Origin of the sequence: Geobacillus kaustophilus (assembly GCF_000948285.1) — a bacterium.
GTDB classification, from domain to species: Bacteria; Bacillota; Bacilli; order Bacillales; family Anoxybacillaceae; genus Geobacillus; species Geobacillus thermoleovorans_A.
In genome coordinates this window covers 2,765,654-2,785,910 of sequence record NZ_JYBP01000003.1, presented here as the reverse complement: position 1 = coordinate 2,785,910, position 20,257 = coordinate 2,765,654, and the positions used below count along the sequence as shown (strand labels likewise).

Below are 20,257 nucleotides of genomic sequence, written 5' to 3'. Positions count from 1 at the left end.
GGTCGAAGCCGGCCGGCTATACAAAAGATTTTCAATCTTCTGGATAAATGGAGGCGTTGATCGTGCCGACGAAACAACAGCTGTTATATGAAGGGAAAGCGAAAAAAATTTATGCGACTGACGAGCCAGATGTGCTTTGGGTCGAGTACAAAGACAGCGCAACGGCGTTTAACGGCGAAAAAAAGGCGACGATCGCCGGCAAAGGGCGGCTCAATAACGAGATTTCCAGCCTGTTGTTTTTGAAGCTGCGCGAAGCAGGCATTGCCAATCATTTTATTGAAAAGCTGTCGCCAACGGAACAATTGGTTCGGCGCGTGACGATCATCCCGCTTGAAGTCGTTGTCCGCAATGTGGTGGCGGGAAGTTTAGCCAAGCGGATCGGTCTAGAGGAAGGGACATCGCTTGAGGCGCCGCTTGTTGAGTTTTATTACAAAAACGACGACCTTGGCGACCCGTTGCTGTTGGAAGATCATATCTTCATTTTAAAACTTGCTGGCCGCGAGGAAGTCGCCGCGCTGAAGCAGGCCGCGCTTGCGGTGAATGACGTGTTGCGCCTCCATTTTGCCGAGCGGAACGTGAGATTAATTGATTTTAAGCTTGAGTTCGGCCGTACGGCGGACGGAGCCATCCTCTTGGCGGATGAGATTTCACCGGACACGTGCCGGTTATGGGACGCAAAGACGAACGAAAAGCTCGACAAAGACGTGTTCCGCCGCGACTTGGGCAGTTTGACGGATGCGTACGAAGTCATTTTACAACGGTTAGGGGGAGAATCGGCATGTACAAAGTAAAAGTGTATGTCACGTTGCGCAAGAGTGTGTTGGATCCGCAAGGGACCACTGTAAAAGGGGCGCTGCACAGCTTATCGTATACGGAAGTGAAAGATGTACGAATCGGGAAGTTTATGGAGCTCGTTATTGAAGAGAGCGGCCGCGACATCAACGAGCTCGTCCGTGAAATGTGCGAAAAACTGCTTGCCAACCCGGTGATTGAAGATTACCGCTATGAAATCGAGGAGGCCGTCGCCCGATGAAGTTTGCCGTCGTTGTGTTTCCGGGGTCGAATTGCGATGTCGATATGTATCATGCGATCGCCGATGAACTTGGCGAAGAGGTCGAATACGTTTGGCATGATGAGGACAATCTAGACAGATTTGACGCCATTTTGCTTCCAGGCGGGTTTTCATACGGCGATTACTTGCGTTCCGGAGCCATTGCCCGTTTCTCCAAGGTGATGGCTGCCGTGAAGCAAGCTGCCGAAGCGGGGAAACCAGTGCTTGGGGTGTGCAACGGGTTTCAAATTTTGCTCGAAGCCGGCTTGCTTCCTGGGGCGATGCGCCGCAACCAAGGGCTGAAATTCATCTGCCGTCCAGTGCGGCTGACGGTGGAAAACAATGAGACAATGTTTACGTCTGCCTACGAAAAAGGCGAAGTCATTACGATCCCGATCGCCCATGGTGAAGGGAATTATTATTGCGATGAACAGACGCTCGAGCGCCTTGTCGAGAACCGGCAAATCGTGTTCCGTTACCATGGAGAAAATCCGAACGGCAGCTTGGCCGATATTGCCGGCATCGTCAATGAACGGGGCAATGTGCTCGGCATGATGCCGCATCCGGAGCGGGCGGTCGACGCCTTGCTCGGCAGCGCGGACGGATTGAAACTATTCCGATCGATCGTCAACTATTGGAGGGAGACGCATGTCGTTACTGCTTGAGCCGAGCGCGGCGATGATCAAAGAACAAAAGTTGTACCGTGAGATGGGATTAACAGATGAAGAGTTTGCGCGCATTGAAGCGATTTTAGGGAGACTGCCGAACTACACGGAAACCGGCATTTTTGCCGTCATGTGGTCGGAGCATTGCAGCTACAAAAACTCGAAGCCGGTGTTAAAAAAATTCCCAACGGATGGCCCGCACGTGCTGCAAGGGCCCGGCGAGGGCGCGGGCATTGTCGATATCGGCGACGGGCTGGCGGTGGCGTTTAAAATCGAAAGCCATAATCACCCGTCAGCGATCGAGCCGTACCAAGGAGCGGCGACCGGGGTCGGCGGCATCATCCGCGACGTCTTTTCGATGGGGGCGCGGCCGATCGCGCTGCTTAACTCGCTTCGATTTGGCGAATTGACGTCGCCGCGCGTCAAATATTTGTTCGAGCATGTCGTCGCCGGCATTGCCGGGTATGGCAACTGCGTCGGCATCCCGACCGTCGGCGGCGAGGTGCAGTTCGATCCGGCGTATGAAGGCAACCCATTGGTCAACGCCATGTGCGTCGGGATCATTCGCCATGAGGATATTCAGCGCGGCGTGGCGACCGGGGTCGGCAACACGGTCATGTACGTCGGGGCGAAAACAGGGCGCGACGGCATCCACGGGGCGACGTTTGCTTCGGAAGAGTTGAGCGAACAGTCGGAAGCAAAGCGTCCGGCCGTGCAAGTCGGCGACCCGTTTATGGAGAAATTGCTGCTGGAAGCGTGTCTTGAGGCGGTCAAGTCCGATGCGTTAGTCGGCATTCAAGATATGGGGGCGGCAGGACTCACAAGTTCATCCGCCGAGATGGCGAGCAAAGGCGGATTTGGTATCGAAATGAATTTGGATCTCGTCCCGCAGCGTGAGGCAGGCATGACGCCGTACGAAATGATGCTGTCCGAATCGCAGGAACGGATGCTGCTTGTCGTCAAGCAAGGTTGTGAAGACGAAATCGCCGCGATTTTTGCCAAATACGGTCTCGAAGCGAAAGCGATCGGCAAAGTGACCGCTGACAAAATGCTTCGCTTGTACTTCCGCGGCGAGGTGGCGGCGGAAATTCCGGTGGACGCCTTGGCGAAAGACGCGCCGGTGTATCATAAACCGTCGAAAGAGCCTGCCTATTACCGCGAGTTTCAAGCGATGCCGCCGTATATTCCGCACATCGAAGACTACAATCAAACATTGCTCGGGCTGCTCGCCCAGCCGACGATTGCGAGCAAAGAGTGGGTGTACGACCAGTACGACTACATGGTTCGGACGAACACGGTCGTCGCTCCGGGGTCGGACGCGGCGGTCGTGCGCATCCGCAGCACGAACAAGGCGCTTGCGCTGACGACGGATTGCAACTCGCGCTACTTGTATTTGGATCCGGAAACGGGCGGGAAAATCGCGGTCGCCGAGGCGGCGCGCAATGTCGTCTGCTCCGGAGCGAAGCCGCTCGCCATTACTGACTGCCTCAACTTTGGCAGCCCGGAAAAGCCGGAGATCTTCTGGCAACTCGAAAAAGCGGTCGACGGAATGAGCGAAGCGTGCCGGGCGCTCGAGACGCCGGTCGTGAGCGGCAACGTCTCGCTGTATAATGAAACGAACGGCGAGGCGGTGTATCCGACGCCGGTCGTCGGCATGGTCGGCCTCATTGACGATCTTTCCCATATTACGACTCAGTCGTTTAAGCAAGCGGGCGACCTCATTTACGTGATCGGCGAGGCGAAGCCGGAGTTTGGCGGCAGCGAGCTGCAAAAATGGCTGGAAGGCCGCATTTTCGGAAAAGCACCGGAGATCGACTTAGAGGTGGAAGCAAGCCGCCAGCGCCAGCTGCTTGCGGCGATCCGCGCGGGGGTGGTGGCGTCAGCGCATGATATTGCCGAAGGAGGATTAGCCGTTGCGCTTGCTGAGTGTGTCATGGGTGCTTCGGGGCTTGGCGCCAAGGTGACAATCGGCGGTAACCTCGTCAGTGAACTGTTCAGCGAAACGCAATCACGCTTTGTTGTCTCGGTGAAAAAAGAGCAAAAAGAGGCGTTTGAGCAACTGGTTGAAGCGAAACAAATCGGCGAAGTGACAGACGACGGCGCATTGGTGGTGAACGGGGAGCACGGTGAGACGCTCATTCACCTTTCCGTTGCCAAGATGCGGAACGTCTGGAAAGGGGCTATTCCATGCTTGCTGAAATCAAAGGATTGAACGAGGAGTGCGGCATTTTCGGCATTTGGGGGCATGAAGACGCCGCCCGGCTCACGTATTACGGACTGCACAGCCTGCAGCACCGTGGGCAGGAAGGGGCCGGCATCGTTGTCGCGCATAACGGGAGCTTATCCGGACATAAAGGGCTGGGGTTGGTGACCGATGTGTTTCAAAGTGGCACGCTCGATGCGCTCAAAGGGGCGGCGGCCATCGGCCATGTCCGCTATTCAACGGCGGGCGGGGGCGGCTATGAAAACGTTCAGCCGCTCTTGTTCCGCTCGCAAACCGGCGCGATGGCGTTAGCCCATAACGGCAATTTGACGAACGCCGTTGAGTTGAAGCTCGCGCTTGAAGAGCAAGGAAGCATTTTTCAGACGACATCGGACACGGAAGTGTTCGCCCATCTCATCCGCCGCAGTCAAGCGCCGACGTTTGTCGGGCAAATGAAAGAGGCGCTTCGTCAAATCGAAGGAGCGTTTGCGTTTTTGTTGTTGACGGAAAAGGCGCTCTATGCGGCGCTTGATCCGCACGGGTTTCGGCCGCTGTCGCTCGGCCGGCTCGGTTCAGCGTATGTCGTCGCCTCGGAAACGTGCGCGTTTGATGTCATCGGCGCCACGTACGAGCGGGAAGTGGCGCCTGGGGAACTGCTCATCATCAGCGGCGAAGGGGTGCGCTCGGAACGGTTCGCTCCCGAGCAACCTCGGTCCATTTGCAGCATGGAATATATTTATTTCGCTCGCCCGGACAGCCATGTCGATGGCATCAACGTCCATACCGCTCGAAAAAACCTGGGGAAACGCCTAGCGCTCGAGGCGCCGGCGGAGGCCGACATCGTCACCGGCGTTCCCGACTCGAGCATTTCCGTCGCCATTGGCTATGCGGAAGCGAGCGGCATTCCGTACGAATTAGGGCTCATTAAAAACCGCTATGTCGGCCGGACATTCATCCAGCCGTCGCAGGCGTTGCGCGAACAAGGGGTGAAAATGAAGCTGTCGCCGGTGCGCGGGGTTGTCGACGGCAAGCGGGTCGTAATGGTCGATGATTCGATCGTGCGCGGGACGACGAGCCGGCGCATCGTCACGATGCTCCGCGAAGCAGGCGCGGTTGAGGTGCACGTGCGCATCAGCGCGCCGCCGATCACCCATCCTTGCTTTTACGGCATTGATACCTCGTCAAAGGAAGAATTGATCGCGGCGAATCACACTGTTGAAGAGATTCGGCGCTTGATTGGCGCTGACTCCCTTGCCTTTATCAGCCAGGAAGGGATGCTTGAGGCTATCGGGCGCCCGGACGTCTCGCCGCAGCGCGGACAATGTTTGGCGTGCTTCACCGGCCGGTACCCGACCCGCCTCGACCAAGCGGCTCGTCCTTGCCTGACAGCGAAATGAACGATGCGCTGAAAGTGGGCGGCTGCCGCCGGCCAGGACGGTGAGCGCATTTCTAGGAAAGAAGCGTCGCCCGGCGAGAGCGTCGCCTAGAATGATGGTGAAATCGACATAGCGAGTCCTTAAGTTCGGTGATGTTGCCATTTCTCATTCAATCACCAACCTTCTAGAGCGCGATGGGTGACGAAAAGGAGGAAGCTGACGTGGCAAAGGCATACAAACAAGCAGGGGTTGACATCGAGGCCGGTTATCGGGCTGTCGCCCTCATGAAAGAGCACGTGCAAAAAACGATGCGTCCCGAAGTGCTGGGCGGACTTGGCGGGTTTGGCGGCCTGTTTGATCTATCGGCGCTCAACTACCGCCAGCCGGTGCTCATCTCCGGCACGGATGGCGTTGGGACGAAGCTGAAACTCGCGTTTTTGCTGGACCGGCATGATACGATCGGCATCGACTGCGTGGCGATGTGCGTCAACGACATCACGGTGCAAGGGGCGGATCCGCTCTTTTTCCTTGATTATATCGCTTGCGGCAAGGCGGTGCCGGAGAAAATCGCCGCCATTGTCAAAGGGGTGGCTGACGGCTGCGTCGAGGCCGGCTGCGCTCTGATCGGTGGGGAGACGGCGGAAATGCCGGGAATGTATGATGAAAATGAGTATGATTTAGCTGGGTTTGCCGTCGGCATTGCCGAAAAAGAGCAGCTTGTGACCGGAGAGACGATTCAAGCGGGCGATGCGCTTGTCGGGTTGCCATCAAGCGGCCTGCACAGCAACGGCTATTCGCTTGTGCGCCGCATCGTGTTTGAACAGGCGAAATTGTCGCTTGATAAGATTTACGAGCCGCTTGATGTTCCGCTCGGCGAGGAGTTATTGAAGCCGACGCGCATTTATGCGAAACTGTTGCACTCCGTGCGCGAGCGGTTTACGATCAAAGGGATGGCGCATATTACCGGCGGCGGATTTATCGAAAACATTCCGCGCATGCTGCCGGATGGGCTTGGTGCGCGCATTTGGCTCGGCTCATGGCCGGTGCTGCCGATTTTTGACTTTTTGCGTGAAAAGGGCCACCTTGCGGAAGAAGAGATGTTTTCCGTCTTTAATATGGGCATCGGCCTTGTGCTCGCTGTCAGCCCGGAAACGGCGGCGCCGCTTGTCGAGTGGCTCTCGGAACGGGGCGAGCCGGCGTACATCATCGGCGAAGTCATCGAAGGGGCGGGCGTGTCGTGTGCTGGAGGGAGCGAAGGATGAAGCGGCTTGCGGTGTTCGCTTCAGGCAGCGGAACGAACTTTCAAGCGATCGTCGACGCGGCGAAGCGCGGTGATTTGCCGGCGGAGATCGCTCTCCTTGTTTGCGACCGCCCGGAGGCGAAAGTGATCGAACGAGCGGCACGAGAAAACGTGCCGACCTTTGTGTTTTCGCCGAAAGATTACCCGTCGAAAGCGGCGTTTGAAGGCGAGATTTTGCGCGAGCTGAAGGAGCGCCGCATCGACTGGATTGCGCTCGCCGGTTATATGCGGTTGATCGGGCCGACGTTGCTTTCGGCTTATGAGGGAAAAATCGTCAACATCCATCCGTCGCTGTTGCCGGCGTTTCCGGGAAAAGATGCGATCGGCCAGGCGTATCGGGCTGGCGTCCGTGAAACGGGCGTCACCGTTCATTACGTCGATGAGGGGATGGATACCGGGCCAGTCATTGCCCAGCGCGCCGTTCCGGTCGTGCCGGGAGAGCCGATCGAGGCGCTGGAGGAGCGCATCCATCAAGTCGAACATGAGCTGTACCCGGTGGTGTTGCGCATGTTGCTGACGGAAACGGAACAACAAGAAGAAAGGATCGAGAATGATGGCAGTGAAACGAGCATTGATCAGCGTGTCCAATAAAGAAGGCATCATTCCGTTTGCGAAACAGCTGTCCGAACTTGGCGTTGAAATCATTTCGACCGGCGGGACGAAACGGGAGCTTGAAGAAGCCGGCGTTCCGGTCATTTCGATTTCCAATGTGACCGGCTTTCCGGAAATTTTGGACGGGCGCGTCAAAACGCTGCATCCGGCCATCCATGGCGGCATTTTGGCGGTGCGCAGCGACGAGCGCCATCAAGCAGCGCTCGCACAGCATGGCATTCACCCGATCGATTTGGTTGTCGTCAACTTGTACCCGTTCCAACAAACGATTGCCAAACCGGACGTGACGCTGGCGGAGGCGATTGAAAACATCGATATCGGCGGCCCGACGATGGTGCGGGCGGCGGCGAAAAACTACGCTGACGTTGCGATTGTCGTCGATCCGGCCGACTATCCGATGGTGATCGAAGAGCTGAAAACCACCGGTTCGATCCAAGCAAAGACGCGGCAAAAGCTTGCGGCGAAAGCGTTCCGCCATACGGCGGCGTATGATGCGATGATTGCCGAGTATTTGACCAACCTCACCGGGGAGGACTATCCGGAAACGCTCACCGTTACGTATACGAAAAAACAATCGTTGCGCTATGGCGAAAATCCGCATCAATCGGCGGCGTTTTACGCCAAACCGCTCGGCGCGGCGTTCTCGATTGCCAAAGCGGCGCAGCTGCACGGCAAAGAGCTGTCGTACAACAACATTAACGACGCCAACGCGGCGATCAACTTGATTCGCGAATTTCAAGAGCCGGCTGTGGCGGCGATCAAACATATGAACCCGTGCGGCGTCGGCATCGGCGCGACGTTGCTTGAGGCGTTTACGAAAGCGTACGAGGCTGACCCGGTGTCTATTTTCGGCGGCATTATTGCGGTTAACCGTGAAGTGGACAAAGAAACAGCCGAACGGATGCACGATATCTTTTTGGAAATCGTCATCGCCCCGTCATTCAGCGATGAGGCGCTTGCCATTTTGTCGAAAAAGAAAAACATCCGTCTGTTGACGCTTGACTTCACCGCGCCGAGCGTCAAAGAAAAAACGCTTGTGTCCGTCAACGGCGGCTTGCTCGTTCAAGACGCCGATACGTACACGCTCGAAGACGCTGAGTGGAACGTCGTCACGATGCGCGAGCCGACTGAGGCCGAGCGCGAGCAGCTTCGCTTCGCTTGGAAAGTGGTGAAACACGTCAAATCGAACGCCATCGTGCTGGCGAAAAACGGCATGACCGTTGGCGTTGGAGCCGGGCAAATGAACCGGGTCGGAGCGGCAAAGATCGCCATTGAACAAGCCGGGGAGCAGGCGGCGGGCGCTGTGTTGGCGTCCGATGCGTTCTTCCCGATGGACGATACGGTCGAGGCGGCGGCGAAAGCCGGCATTACGGCCATCATTCAGCCGGGCGGTTCGATTCGTGACGCCGATTCGATCCGCAAGGCGGATGAATACGGCATAGCCATGGTCTTCACCGGCGTGCGCCACTTTAAACATTAAGCGTGGCAAAGGAGAGGGAGACGATGAATGTACTGGTCATCGGACGAGGCGGGCGCGAGCACGCCATCGCTTGGAAAGCGGCGCAAAGCCCGCTTGTTGGCAAGCTGTATGCGGCGCCAGGCAACCCGGGCATGGCGGACGTGGCGGAGTTGGTCGATATCGATGAGCTCGACATGGAGGCATTGGTGCAGTTTGCGAAACAACAGGCGATCGATTTGACGATCGTCGGGCCGGAAGCGCCGCTTGCTGCCGGCATCGTGGATCGCTTTGTGGCGGAGGGGCTTCGCGTTTTCGGCCCGAGCCAAGCCGCGGCGCTCATTGAAGGAAGCAAGGCGTTCGCCAAAGAACTAATGAAGAAATACAGCATCCCAACGGCGGAACATGCGACCTTTACGTCGTATGAAGAGGCGAAAGCCTACATCGAACAAAAAGGCGCGCCGATCGTCATAAAAGCGGACGGGTTGGCCGCTGGCAAAGGCGTCACTGTCGCCCAAACGGTGGAAGAAGCGCTTGCCGCGGCGAAAGCGGCGCTTGTCGACGGCCAATTTGGCGCGGCCGGGAGCCAAGTCGTCATTGAGGAGTACTTGGAAGGAGAAGAATTTTCGTTTATGGCGTTTGTCAACGGCGAGAAAGTCTATCCGCTCGCCATCGCCCAAGACCATAAGCGGGCGCATGACGGAGACGAAGGGCCGAACACCGGCGGCATGGGAGCGTACTCACCGGTGCCGCAAATCCCAGTGGAGACGGTGGAAGCGGCGCTGGAGACGATTTTGCAGCCGGCGGCGAAAGCCTTGGCGGCGGAAGGACGACCGTTTCTTGGCGTGCTGTACGCTGGATTGATGGCCACGGCAAATGGGCCGAAAGTGATCGAATTTAACGCCCGCTTCGGCGATCCTGAGGCGCAAGTGGTGTTGCCGCGCTTGAAAACTGATTTGATTGAGGCGATCTTGGCAGTGATGGAAGGAAAAGAGCTGGCGCTCGAGTGGACGGATGAGGCGGTGCTCGGTGTCGTGCTGGCGGCTAAAGGCTATCCCGGGGCTTACGAGCGCGGGGACGAAATCCGCGGGTTGGACCGAATCTCCCCTGATGCGTTGTTGTTCCATGCTGGCACGAAACGGGAAGGCGGCGCATGGTATACGAATGGCGGGCGCGTTCTTCTGTTGGCGGCCAAAGGGGAGACGCTCGCCAAGGCGAAGGAAAAAGCGTACGAGCAGTTGGCGGCGATCGACTGCGACGGCTTATTTTACCGGCGCGACATCGGCCGGCGCGCTATCGAACGCGCCTCCGCCGCATATACACGTACGAAAGGGCGATAATGCCGCCGATTAACGCGGCCAACACAAACGACATATCGGTCATATACTCAAGCAGCATGGTGGTTCACTCCTTTGCAGTGGAAGGTGTCCCCGCACGGCGGGACACCTTTTTTGATGATGTTTGGCTAGTCCACAATGCCAAACCGCGGATCATTTTGCTTTCTTCTCTTTCATTGACAGTTGGCACTCTTCATTGGCCGCTTCGATACGCAGCAGCACGTATCGCTCACGATGTGAAAAATTTTACCGAATGACGGTGGAATGGAAGACATCGGTAAAAGCGGTGCGCAACGTCGGGCGGATGTCCTCCCTCATGTCGGATTAACGACTGCTTCCTTTTCCTCTTCAAGCAGCTGCCGGCGCTGCATATTGTCAAACAGGGCGGTCATCGGACAAAAACGGGTGATCCCTTCTCCGACTTTCATCGCCCCAAGCAAAGCGGCCCACAAATAGGATGTGCACCATGGCCGCCGTGCGAGGCGGGCGGTGGCCCAGGCGATGACAGTCAGGCCAACCGTGATGCGAATGAATGCGTTCACAATGCCGATATTCGTCATCGGTCTGCCCCCTCCTTATATTTTTTATTGTGAAAGTCGCTTTTGTGCGTTAAAATGGTTGTATGGAACGATTAGGAAACAAGGGACGGGATGGCTATGGGCGAACAACGTTACCGATGGAAAGGCAGTGAGCTGCGGGAACAAGCAGCCATCATCGATGGCAAACAATCGCCGACGAAAGTATTAGTAAACGCGACGTATTTGCATTCGTATTTTCGTGAATGGGTAAAGGGAAATATATGGATACATGGCGATCGCATCGTGTATGCCGGCGAGCGGTTCCCCGATCGTGTCGACGAGGTATGCGAGATCGTCGACTGCCGTGGGTATGTGCTCGTTCCTGGCTACATCGAGCCGCATGTTCATCCGTTTCAATTATATAATCCCCATTCATTTGCCCGTTATGCAGCGGCGCACGGGACAACAACGCTCCTCAATGACAACTTGTTTTTGCTTTTGCAGCTTGATGATGAAGAGGCGTTTTTATTTTTGCAAGGAATGAATGCGCTTCCAACATCGATGTATTGGTGGTGCCGGTTTGATGGGCAAACGGAGCTTGAACGCGAAGAGGAGCAAGTGTCCAATGCTCGGATCAAGCGCTGGCTTGACCAAGAGGTGGTGCTTCAAGGCGGTGAGTTGACCTCATGGCCAAAAGTGGCGAGCGGCGACGACATCATTTTGTATTGGATGCAAGAAGCGCACCGGCGCCGCCGCAAAATTGAAGGGCATTTTCCCGGTGCGTCGGAAAAAACGCTTGTCAAAATGGCGCTCTTTGGTGCGGATGGCGATCATGAGGCGATGACGGGAAAGGAAGTGTATATGCGCCTTTCTCACGGCTATACCGTTACGCTCCGCCATTCATCGATCCGCCCGGATTTGCCGGTGCTGCTTGAGGAAATGAAAGCGCTTGACGTTCGGCATTATGACAAATGTTTGTTGACAACGGACGGATCGCCGCCATCATTTTATGAAGACGGAGTGATTGACCGGCTCATCCGCATCGCGATGGAGCACGGCGTGCCGGTGATCGATGCTTATGCGATGGCGACGATCAACGCCGCCCGTCACTACGGCATCGAGCATCTTCACGGCAGCATCACCACCGGCCGCATCGCTCATATCAACTTTTTGCGCTCGGCTCATGACCCGATGCCGGTGCAAGTGCTGGCCAAGGGAGAATGGGTGAAGCGCGATGGAGAAGCACCGTCTCTTTGGCCGGAGCCGGAATGGGATCGTTTTGGCATTCGGCCTCTGTCGTTGTCATGGGAGCTTGACTGGGATGATTTGCAATTTTCGATGCCGATGGGGTTGCGCATGGAAAACGCCGTCATTTTAAAGCCGTATTCCGTATCGATCGATACGTCGCGCGATCGTTTAAGTCATGACCATGATGAATGCTTTTTGGCTTTGTTTGACCGAAACGGCCGCTGGCGTGTCAATACGATGTTGAAAGGGTTTGCATCAGCGCTTGGTGGGTTGGCGAGTTCCTACTCAAACACCGGGGATTTGATTTTGATCGGCAAACATAAGGAAGATATGCTGCTCGCCTTCCAGCGGATGAATGAGATCGGCGGCGGCATTGTCCTTGCCGAGGAGGGGGAGATTTTGTTTGAACTTCCGCTTCCTTTGGGAGGCATGATGTCCCCCGTGGAGATGAACGAACTGATGAACGAAGAAAAAACGTTCGTCCGTTTGTTGCGCGAGCGCGGGTATCGTTTCGAAGACCCGGTGTATTCGCTGCTTTTTTTGCAGTCCACCCATCTGCCGTATGTGCGCGTCACGCAACGCGGGATTTATGATGTGATGCACAAAACGGTACTCTTTCCTTCAATAATGCGGTAAAATAAAAAAGAAAAAGGTTGTGTGTCCATTGAAACGTTGGCTGTTTTTCATCAGCTGCGCGGCATTGTTGTTAGGCGGCTGCACGGCCAAAAGCGAGCCGAAACAGGCCGGGCCGGCCAAATCGAATCATGCACAGGAGCCGTCGTCTGAGCGTCCGGCGGAGGAGACACAAACGTCTCCGTTGACCGGATTGCCGGCGAAAGGGGACATCCATCAACGGGTCGTCGGCGTGATGATCAACAATCATCCGAAGGCGCGGCCGCAATCAGGGCTCCGTGCGGCGGACATCGTGTATGAGGTGCTCGCCGAGGGCGATATCACCCGTTTTTTGGCGTTGTACCAAAGCGAATTGCCGGAGCGGGTCGGACCGGTGCGAAGCGCGCGCGATTACTATATCGATTTGAGCGAAGGCTACCATGCCCTGTATGTATGCCACGGCTGGAGTCCGGAGGCGAAAGCGCGGCTTGAGGGGGGCGGAATCGACTATTTGAACGGATTGTTTTACGACGGCACGCTGTTTCAGCGCGTCCCGTTCCGCAAGGCGCCGCACAACTCGTACATTACGTTTGCCAACATTGAAAAAGGGGCGGAACAAAACGGATATGCCTGGACGGATGAAGTCGCGCCGCTATCGTTTCGCGCCGATGAACCGAGCGGCGAGAAAGTGGAGACAGTGCGCATCGCCTATTCGCACCGAGCTTATGCCCAGGTCGAATACAAATATGTTCCTGAACAAAAAGGGTATTACCGGTACAGCGGCGGCGAGCAAACGATCGATTACGATACCCGTAAGCCAGTTGTTGTGCAAAACGTCATGATCATCGCCGCCCGCCATCAAGTGATCGACAGCCATGGGCGGCGCGACATCGACCTTGCTTCCGGCGGCAAGGGGTACCTGCTTCAGGGCGGCGTTATGCAGCCGATCGAATGGAAAAATGTCGACGGCCGGCTGCTGCCGTACCATAACGGGGCTCCGATCGGATTCGTGCCGGGAAAAACGTGGATCAATATCGTGCCAGAATTGGAGATCGTTCAATGGAAATAGCGAACCGCCTGCTTTGTCCGCTGCAAGGCAGGAGGAGCCGTGGATCGACACATCGGCCGGCAGTTGGAAGACGGCTGCCGACTACCACATTTTTTGCGTCAAAAGCAAGGAGGAAACAGCTATGCAAATTGACAAACTGCGCGGCAGAGAGTTGGATCAACTGTTTAAAGCGATTTTGTCGCTGCGCGATTTAGAAGAGTGTTACCGTTTTTTCGATGATTTATGCACCGTGAATGAAATCCAGGCGCTCGCCCAGCGGCTCGAGGTCGCCCGCATGCTGCGCGAAGGATATACGTACCATAAAATCGAAACGGAAACTGGGGCGAGCACGGCGACGATTTCGCGAGTCAAGCGCTGCCTCAACTACGGCAATGACGCTTACGCCATGGCGCTCGATCGCATTAAAGAGGAGCAACAGCAAGAAGAGAAAGAAGCCAACGAAGCGGTCACAGACTGACGCGGTAAGGAGATTCCTTCCATTTGCAAAGGAACTCCTTTTCTTTTTGCGGATTTGTTATAATGGAACAATGGAGAAATGAGTGGAGGGTTACCGCTATGGAGGAGATTCGCGCTTGGCGCCATGTGTTTAAACTCGACCCGAATAAACCGATTGATGACGAGCGTCTTGAGCGCCTTTGCGAATCGGGAACGGATGCCGTCATCGTCGGCGGGACCGACGGGGTGACGATCGACAACGTGCTTGATTTATTGGCTCGCATCCGCCGTTTTTCCGTGCCATGCGCGCTCGAAGTCACAGACGTCGAAGCGTTGACGCCGGGATTTGACGTGTATTTCATTCCGATCGTGTTAAACAGCCGGCAGGCGGAGTGGATCGTCAGCCGCCATCACGAGGCCGTGAAACAATACGGCGATATCATGAACTGGGACGAGATTGTCGCAGAAGGTTACTGCATTTTAAATCCGGAATGCAAAGCCGCCAAGTTGACGGAAGCCGACACGGAGCTCGGTGTTGACGATGTTGTAGCATATGCCCGTTTAGCCGAGCATTTGTACAAGCTGCCGATTTTTTACCTGGAGTATAGCGGGGCGTACGGCGATCCGGCTCTCGTGGAAAAAGTGAAACAAGCGCTCGGTCGTGTGCAGCTGTTTTATGGCGGCGGCATCACAACGCCCGAGCAGGCGGCGGATATGGCGCGCTATGCTGATACAGTCGTCGTCGGCAACGCGATTTATGATGCGTTCGAACAGGCGTTGGCGACGGTGGCGGCGGTGAAGCAGACAGCTGGTCAACGGAGCAGAGATGGTGTAAAATAGAACATATGTTTTATTGGTGGTGGAGACGATGAACTTTTTGTCAGAAAAGCTGCTTTCGCATTTAAACAAAGAGCAGCAAGAAGCCGTGAAGACGACGGAAGGCCCTTTGCTTATTATGGCGGGGGCGGGGAGCGGAAAAACGCGCGTGCTGACGCACCGGATCGCTTATTTGATGGCGGAAAAACAGGTGGCGCCGTGGAATATTTTGGCCATTACGTTTACGAACAAAGCGGCGCGCGAGATGAAAGAGCGGGTGCAGGCGCTCTTAGGCGGAGCGGCGGAAGGGGTGTGGATTTCAACCTTCCACTCGATGTGCGTCCGCATGTTGCGCCGCGATATTGACCGCATCGGCATTAACCGCAATTTTTCCATCCTCGACCCGACGGATCAGCTTTCGGTCATCAAAACGATTTTGAAAGAAAAAAATATCGATCCAAAAAAATTTGAGCCGCGGACGATTTTAGCGACGATCAGCGCGGCGAAAAACGATTTGATCGCGCCGGAGCAATTCGCGAAGCGGGCATCGACGTACTACGAAAAGATCGTCGGCGACGTGTATCAAGAGTATCAACAGCGCCTTCTCCGCAATCATTCGCTCGATTTCGACGATTTGATCATGACGACGATCCACTTGTTTGACCGCGTGCCGGATGTGCTTCAATATTACCAGTATAAGTTCCAGTACATCCATATCGATGAGTACCAAGATACGAACCGCGCTCAATATACGCTGGTGAAAAAGCTCGCGGAGCGGTTCCAAAATATTTGCGCCGTCGGCGATGCCGACCAGTCGATTTACCGGTGGCGCGGGGCGGACATTCGCAACATATTGTCGTTTGAGCGCGACTACCCGAACGCGAAAGTCATTTTGCTTGAACAAAACTACCGCTCGACGAAACGTATTTTGCAGGCGGCAAATGAAATCATTGCACATAACGTCAATCGAAAGCCAAAGCGGTTGTGGACGGAAAACCCGGAAGGGAAGCCGATCGTCTATTATGAAGCGATGAACGAAGCGGACGAAGCCCAGTTTGTCGCCCGCCGCATTCAAGAGGCGGTTGAGCGCGGGGAGCGCCGCTACCGCGATTTTGCCGTGCTTTACCGGACGAACGCCCAGTCGCGCGTCATCGAGGAAATGTTTTTAAAAGCGAACATTCCGTACCAAATCGTCGGCGGCTTAAAGTTCTATGACCGGAAAGAAATTAAAGACATTCTCGCTTACTTGCGCGTCATCGCCAACCCCGATGACGATTTGAGCTTGCTTCGCATCATCAACGTGCCAAAGCGCGGCATCGGTGCCTCTACGATCGACAAACTTGTCCGCTATGCGGCCGAGCATGAGCTGTCCTTGTTTGAAGCGCTCGGCGAGCTGGAGATGATCGGGTTCAGCGCGAAGACGGCCGGGGCGCTTGCGGCGTTCCGCGGACAGCTTGAGCAATGGACACAGCTGCAAGAATACGTTTCGGTGACGGAACTTGTGGAAGAGGTGCTCGACAAATCGGGCTACCGTGAGATGCTCAAGGCGGAGCGGACGATCGAAGCGCAAAGCCGGCTTGAGAACTTGGACGAGTTTTTGTCGGTGACGAAGCATTTTGAAAACGTAAGCGATGATAAATCGCTCGTCGCCTTTTTAACCGACTTGGCGCTCATTTCCGATTTGGACGAGCTGAATGGGGCGGATCAGGCGGACAAGAACGATGCCGTCGTCTTAATGACGCTGCACGCCGCCAAAGGGCTTGAGTTTCCGGTTGTGTTTTTGATTGGCATGGAAGAAGGCATTTTTCCGCACATTCGTTCACTTGAAGATGATGATGAAATGGAAGAAGAGCGGCGGCTGGCGTATGTCGGCATCACCCGTGCTGAGGAAGAGCTCGTGCTAACGAACGCACAAATGCGGACGCTGTTTGGCAACATCCAAATGAACCCGCCGTCGCGCTTTTTAGATGAGATTCCAGCGCATTTGCTGGAGACGGTCTCGCGCGGAAAACCGCCTGTTTCCCGCCTAGCGCCCGTTCGCTTGCGGGCAGGCAGCGCTGTCGGGGCGTGGAAAGTCGGCGACCGGGCGAACCACCGGAAATGGGGAGTGGGCACTGTCGTCAGCGTTCGCGGCGAAGGCGACGACCAAGAACTCGATATCGCCTTCCCGAGCCCGATCGGCATTAAACGTCTGCTCGCTAAATTTGCGCCGATTGAGAAAGCATAGGAAAGGAGAACGGGTGAACGTATGGACCGCCAACAAGCCGAACGGCGCGCGGCCGAGCTGCGCGAACTATTGAACCGCTATGGCTACGAATATTACGTGCTCGACCGGCCGTCCGTCCCGGACGCCGAGTATGACCGGCTCATGCAAGAGCTCATCGCTATCGAGGAACAATATCCGGAATTGAAAACGAGCGACTCGCCGACCCAGCGCATCGGCGGCCCGCCGCTTGAGGCGTTTCGCAAAGTGACGCACCGCGTGCCGATGATGAGTCTCTCGAACGCGTTTGACGAAGGGGATTTGCGCGATTTTGACCGCCGCGTTCGCCAAGAAGTCGGCCAAGCGGCGTACGTGTGCGAATTGAAAATTGACGGACTCGCCGTCTCTGTCCGCTATGAAGACGGCTATTTCGTTCAAGGAGCGACGCGCGGCGACGGAACGACCGGCGAGGACATTACGGAAAATTTAAAAACGATCCGCTCGCTGCCGCTTCGCCTGAAAGAGCCGGTGTCGCTGGAGGCGCGCGGCGAAGCGTTCATGCCGAAAGCATCGTTTTTGCGCTTGAATGAGGAGCGAAAAGCCCGGGGCGAAGAGCTGTTTGCCAATCCGCGCAACGCCGCGGCCGGCTCGCTTCGCCAGCTCGATCCGAAAGTGGCGGCATCGCGCCAGCTCGATTTGTTCGTCTACGGCTTGGCCAATGCCGAAGAACTTGGCATTGAGTCGCACAGCGAGGCGCTCAACTACTTACAGGCGCTCGGGTTTAAAGTGAATTCAGAGCGGCGGCGCTGCGCGAACATCGATGAGGTGATCGCCTTCATCAACGAATGGCACGAAAAACGGCCGCAGCTGCCGTACGAGATCGACGGCATTGTCATTAAAGTCGATTCGTTTGTCCAACAGCGGCAGCTTGGCGTCACGGCAAAAAGTCCGCGCTGGGCGATCGCCTACAAATTCCCGGCTGAAGAAGTGGTGACGACGCTCATCGGCATTGAGGTCAACGTCGGGCGCACCGGCGTCGTCACTCCGACGGCGATTCTCGAGCCGGTCCGCGTCGCCGGCACGACCGTGCAGCGCGCCACCCTTCACAACGAAGACTTTATCCGCGAGAAAGACATTCGCATCGGCGATGCGGTCATTATCAAAAAAGCGGGCGACATCATCCCGGAAGTCGTCGGCGTCGTCGTCGACCGGCGCAACGGGGACGAAACGCCGTTTGCGATGCCGACGCACTGCCCGGAATGCCAAAGCGAACTCGTCCGCCTGGATGGAGAAGTGGCGCTTCGCTGCCTGAATCCGAAATGCCCGGCCCAGCTGCGCGAACGGCTCATCCATTTTGCCTCAAGAGCAGCGATGAACATTGAAGGGTTGGGCGAAAAAGTGGTCACCCAACTGTTTAACGCCGGCCTCGTCCACGATGTCGCCGATTTGTACCGGCTGACGAAAGAACAGCTCATCGGTTTGGAACGGATGGGCGAAAAGTCAGCAGCCAACTTGCTTGCCGCCATTGAAGCGTCGAAGCAAAATTCGCTTGAGCGGCTGTTGTTTGGCCTTGGCATCCGCTACGTCGGGGCGAAAGCCGCCCAGCTTTTGGCCGAGCATTTTGAAACGATGGAGCGGCTGGAGAAAGCGACGAAAGAGGAATTAATGGCCGTGCCGGAAATCGGGGAAAAAATGGCCGACTCGATCACCGCCTTCTTTGCCCAGCCGGAAGCGGCCGAGCTGTTGAATGAGCTGCGGCTTTACGGCGTCAACATGGCATACAAAGGGCCGAAGCGGGCGGCTGAGGCGCCCGCTGACTCCGCCTTCGCTGGCAAAACGGTCGTCTTGACCGGAAAACTTATGTCCATGTCGCGCAACGAAGCGAAAGAACAAATTGAACGGCTCGGCGGGCGCGTCACCGGCAGCGTCAGCCGCAGCACCGATCTTGTCATCGCCGGAGAGGATGCCGGATCGAAGCTCGATAAAGCCCAGCAGCTTGGCATTGAGATTTGGGACGAATCACGATTTTTGCAAGAGATCAGCAGGGAGGAACGATGAAACAGATTCTATCACTTCGTAGCTTAGTTGCCCGTCGTTGGACGAACCGGGCCCGAAAGCGGTTGGCTGCCATCGGGCTCGCCTCCATCTGTTTGTTGTCTGCTTGTGCGCCGAAGTTTGATCAAGGTCAAGTAGTCCAAAATAAGGGCGATAAAGAGCAAGAAGCGGTCATTCCGAAATACAACATTTCCGACTCGTACTACCGCGTCGTATTGCCCTTTAAACCGTCCGGGGCCCGTGGGGAGGTCGTCAACGATTTAAATACGCGCCTTGATGTCGACGAATTTGAGACGGGGCTTATGCGCCTCGCCACCGAGCAGTTTCCGTCAGATGAGTACTTGTTCCAAGAGGGGCAATATTTAGACAGCGAGACAGTCGGAAAATGGCTCGCTCGCAAGAAGACGACTCGCCAGCTGAAGGAAGAGAAAATGAAGCCGGAAGACAATCTCGGCTTAAACCCACCGATCAGCGACACAGGAACAAATGAACAAAAAAACAAACAAAGCCCGATTTATTTGGCGAGCATTTTGGAACATGATTATTTGGTCAAAGTCGACAACGACAAAGTGAAGCTCGGCGGCATCGCTATCGGCCTGGCGTTAAACTCCGTCCACTATTACTCGACCGAACAAGGCTATCCGCGCGAGGTCAAAATCAAAGACGATGTCATCGAACGGGAAGGAAAGCGGATCGCCGCTGAGGTGCTGAAGCGACTGCGGAGCATGAAAGGGCTCGGCAGCGTGCCGATCACGATCGCCCTGTACAAACAAGCGCCCCGTTCATCTGTCGTTCCAGGCCACTTTTTTGCCGTCACCCATGTCGATGGGGGAGACAGCACCATCGATGATTGGGAGGCGGTGAACGAGGAATATTATTTATTCCCGTCCGATGAGGCGGAAGAGAACCATCGTGATGACTGGCTCAAATTCAACAATTTTAAATCAGACGTTGAAGACTTTTTCCCGAACTACACCGGCATCGTCGGCAGAGGGTTGTACGTCAACGACCAGCTTCAGAAGTTAACGATCAACATTACGATGCCGTTTTACGGCAAAGCGGAAGTGATCGGCTTTACCCAATACGTGACCGGTTTGGTGATGGAAAAATTCCCGGACTACATCACCGTCAATGTCTACATCGCCTCGGCCGGCCAGCCGGAAAGCCTCATCGTGCGCCAGGCGAAAGCAGACGAGCCGTTTGTGCATATTTATCAATGACAACGCGTCGCATCCTCTCTGGACGAGCCGGAGGGGATGTTTTTCGTTGACGCACTTGTTTCGATATGGAAAAGCAGGCCA

Annotated in this window: 18 protein-coding genes; 16 read left to right on the top strand and 2 right to left on the bottom strand. The window is 55.9% G+C overall.

The features are described from left to right. Positions 1-47: 47 nt before the first annotated feature. The 9 genes from purC to purD all read left to right on the top strand — a co-directional run bounded on the left by purC (position 48) and on the right by purD (position 10,003). On the top strand, positions 48-791 hold the full coding sequence (gene purC / locus LG52_RS14340) for a phosphoribosylaminoimidazolesuccinocarboxamide synthase (protein ID WP_044732451.1): 744 nt from the start codon (positions 48-50) through the stop codon (positions 789-791). After that, positions 779-1,033 (top strand): phosphoribosylformylglycinamidine synthase subunit PurS, encoded by a 255-nt coding sequence (gene purS / locus LG52_RS14335; protein WP_044732450.1) that lies wholly within the window; start codon positions 779-781, stop codon positions 1,031-1,033. Before purC ends, purS begins: the two co-directional genes overlap by 13 nt. Continuing rightward, on the top strand, positions 1,030-1,716 hold the full coding sequence (gene purQ, locus LG52_RS14330; protein ID WP_044732449.1) for a phosphoribosylformylglycinamidine synthase subunit PurQ: 687 nt from the start codon (positions 1,030-1,032) through the stop codon (positions 1,714-1,716). Before purS ends, purQ begins: the two co-directional genes overlap by 4 nt. Then, a complete protein-coding gene (gene purL, locus LG52_RS14325) occupies positions 1,700-3,928 on the top strand; it encodes a phosphoribosylformylglycinamidine synthase subunit PurL (RefSeq protein WP_044732448.1) in 2,229 nt (742 codons plus the stop codon). Before purQ ends, purL begins: the two co-directional genes overlap by 17 nt. Continuing rightward, positions 3,904-5,316 carry an amidophosphoribosyltransferase gene (gene purF, locus LG52_RS14320; RefSeq protein WP_044732447.1) on the top strand — a complete coding sequence of 471 codons (1,413 nt, stop codon included), beginning with the start codon at positions 3,904-3,906 and terminating at the stop codon, positions 5,314-5,316. The genes purL and purF overlap by 25 nt, the downstream gene beginning before the upstream one ends. A gap of 200 nt (positions 5,317-5,516) precedes the next feature. Further along, positions 5,517-6,557 (top strand): phosphoribosylformylglycinamidine cyclo-ligase, encoded by a 1,041-nt coding sequence (gene purM / locus LG52_RS14315; RefSeq protein WP_044732446.1) that lies wholly within the window; start codon positions 5,517-5,519, stop codon positions 6,555-6,557. After that, the gene (purN, locus tag LG52_RS14310; protein ID WP_044732445.1) at positions 6,554-7,186 is read left to right on the top strand and encodes a phosphoribosylglycinamide formyltransferase; all 633 of its coding nucleotides are present in this window, start codon (positions 6,554-6,556) and stop codon (positions 7,184-7,186) included. The genes purM and purN overlap by 4 nt, the downstream gene beginning before the upstream one ends. Then, entirely contained in the window at positions 7,149-8,687 is a 1,539-nt protein-coding gene (gene purH / locus LG52_RS14305; protein ID WP_044732444.1) for a bifunctional phosphoribosylaminoimidazolecarboxamide formyltransferase/IMP cyclohydrolase, read from the top strand. The genes purN and purH overlap by 38 nt, the downstream gene beginning before the upstream one ends. Positions 8,688-8,710: 23 nt before the next feature. Further along, a complete protein-coding gene (gene purD, locus LG52_RS14300) occupies positions 8,711-10,003 on the top strand; it encodes a phosphoribosylamine--glycine ligase (RefSeq protein WP_044732443.1) in 1,293 nt (430 codons plus the stop codon). Here purD and LG52_RS20935 read toward each other — a convergent pair. Next, the gene (locus tag LG52_RS20935) at positions 9,957-10,061 is read right to left on the bottom strand and encodes an EYxxD motif small membrane protein (protein ID WP_325048220.1); all 105 of its coding nucleotides are present in this window, start codon (positions 10,059-10,061) and stop codon (positions 9,957-9,959) included. The two genes, purD and LG52_RS20935, sit on opposite strands and share 47 nt — an antisense overlap. 253 nt (positions 10,062-10,314) lie before the next feature. After that, entirely contained in the window at positions 10,315-10,560 is a 246-nt protein-coding gene (locus LG52_RS14295; protein ID WP_044732442.1) for a YgaP family membrane protein, read from the bottom strand. Positions 10,561-10,656: 96 nt separating this feature from the next. Between LG52_RS14295 and LG52_RS14290 the strand changes: the two genes are divergently transcribed. The 7 genes from LG52_RS14290 (at position 10,657) to LG52_RS14260 (ending at position 20,176) form a co-directional block, all read left to right on the top strand. Beyond that, on the top strand, positions 10,657-12,402 hold the full coding sequence (locus LG52_RS14290) for an adenine deaminase C-terminal domain-containing protein (protein WP_044732441.1): 1,746 nt from the start codon (positions 10,657-10,659) through the stop codon (positions 12,400-12,402). A gap of 28 nt (positions 12,403-12,430) precedes the next feature. Beyond that, positions 12,431-13,447, top strand: a complete 1,017-nt coding sequence (locus LG52_RS14285) for a DUF3048 domain-containing protein (RefSeq protein WP_044732440.1) — start codon at positions 12,431-12,433, stop codon at positions 13,445-13,447. Between the two features lie 121 nt (positions 13,448-13,568). Then, the gene (locus LG52_RS14280) at positions 13,569-13,904 is read left to right on the top strand and encodes a YerC/YecD family TrpR-related protein (protein ID WP_011229782.1); all 336 of its coding nucleotides are present in this window, start codon (positions 13,569-13,571) and stop codon (positions 13,902-13,904) included. Positions 13,905-14,002: 98 nt separating this feature from the next. After that, positions 14,003-14,722: a heptaprenylglyceryl phosphate synthase gene (locus LG52_RS14275; protein WP_044732439.1), complete on the top strand. Its 720-nt coding sequence runs from the start codon at positions 14,003-14,005 to the stop codon at positions 14,720-14,722. Positions 14,723-14,750: 28 nt separating this feature from the next. Next, on the top strand, positions 14,751-16,925 hold the full coding sequence (gene pcrA, locus LG52_RS14270) for a DNA helicase PcrA (protein ID WP_044732438.1): 2,175 nt from the start codon (positions 14,751-14,753) through the stop codon (positions 16,923-16,925). A gap of 21 nt (positions 16,926-16,946) precedes the next feature. Beyond that, the gene (gene ligA, locus LG52_RS14265; protein ID WP_044732437.1) at positions 16,947-18,959 is read left to right on the top strand and encodes an NAD-dependent DNA ligase LigA; all 2,013 of its coding nucleotides are present in this window, start codon (positions 16,947-16,949) and stop codon (positions 18,957-18,959) included. Then, positions 18,956-20,176, top strand: coding sequence for a CamS family sex pheromone protein (locus LG52_RS14260; RefSeq protein WP_044732436.1), 1,221 nt, complete (start codon positions 18,956-18,958; stop codon positions 20,174-20,176). Before ligA ends, LG52_RS14260 begins: the two co-directional genes overlap by 4 nt. Positions 20,177-20,257 lie beyond the last annotated feature (81 nt).

Bases quoted from the DNA above. Each gene is read 5' to 3' on its own strand.
- purC (WP_044732451.1), top strand. From the start codon at position 48: ATGGAGGCGTTGATCGTGCCGACGAAACAACAGCTGTTATATGAAGGG.
- purS (WP_044732450.1), top strand. From the start codon at position 779: ATGTACAAAGTAAAAGTGTATGTCACGTTGCGCAAGAGTGTGTTGGAT.
- purQ (WP_044732449.1), top strand. From the start codon at position 1,030: ATGAAGTTTGCCGTCGTTGTGTTTCCGGGGTCGAATTGCGATGTCGAT.
- purL (WP_044732448.1), top strand. From the start codon at position 1,700: ATGTCGTTACTGCTTGAGCCGAGCGCGGCGATGATCAAAGAACAAAAG.
- purF (WP_044732447.1), top strand. From the start codon at position 3,904: ATGCTTGCTGAAATCAAAGGATTGAACGAGGAGTGCGGCATTTTCGGC.
- purN (WP_044732445.1), top strand. From the start codon at position 6,554: ATGAAGCGGCTTGCGGTGTTCGCTTCAGGCAGCGGAACGAACTTTCAA.
- purH (WP_044732444.1), top strand. From the start codon at position 7,149: ATGGCAGTGAAACGAGCATTGATCAGCGTGTCCAATAAAGAAGGCATC.
- purD (WP_044732443.1), top strand. From the start codon at position 8,711: ATGAATGTACTGGTCATCGGACGAGGCGGGCGCGAGCACGCCATCGCT.
- LG52_RS20935 (WP_325048220.1), bottom strand. From the start codon at position 10,061: ATGCTGCTTGAGTATATGACCGATATGTCGTTTGTGTTGGCCGCGTTA.
- LG52_RS14295 (WP_044732442.1), bottom strand. From the start codon at position 10,560: ATGACGAATATCGGCATTGTGAACGCATTCATTCGCATCACGGTTGGC.
- LG52_RS14290 (WP_044732441.1), top strand. From the start codon at position 10,657: ATGGGCGAACAACGTTACCGATGGAAAGGCAGTGAGCTGCGGGAACAA.
- LG52_RS14280 (WP_011229782.1), top strand. From the start codon at position 13,569: ATGCAAATTGACAAACTGCGCGGCAGAGAGTTGGATCAACTGTTTAAA.
- LG52_RS14275 (WP_044732439.1), top strand. From the start codon at position 14,003: ATGGAGGAGATTCGCGCTTGGCGCCATGTGTTTAAACTCGACCCGAAT.
- pcrA (WP_044732438.1), top strand. From the start codon at position 14,751: ATGAACTTTTTGTCAGAAAAGCTGCTTTCGCATTTAAACAAAGAGCAG.
- ligA (WP_044732437.1), top strand. From the start codon at position 16,947: ATGGACCGCCAACAAGCCGAACGGCGCGCGGCCGAGCTGCGCGAACTA.
- LG52_RS14260 (WP_044732436.1), top strand. From the start codon at position 18,956: ATGAAACAGATTCTATCACTTCGTAGCTTAGTTGCCCGTCGTTGGACG.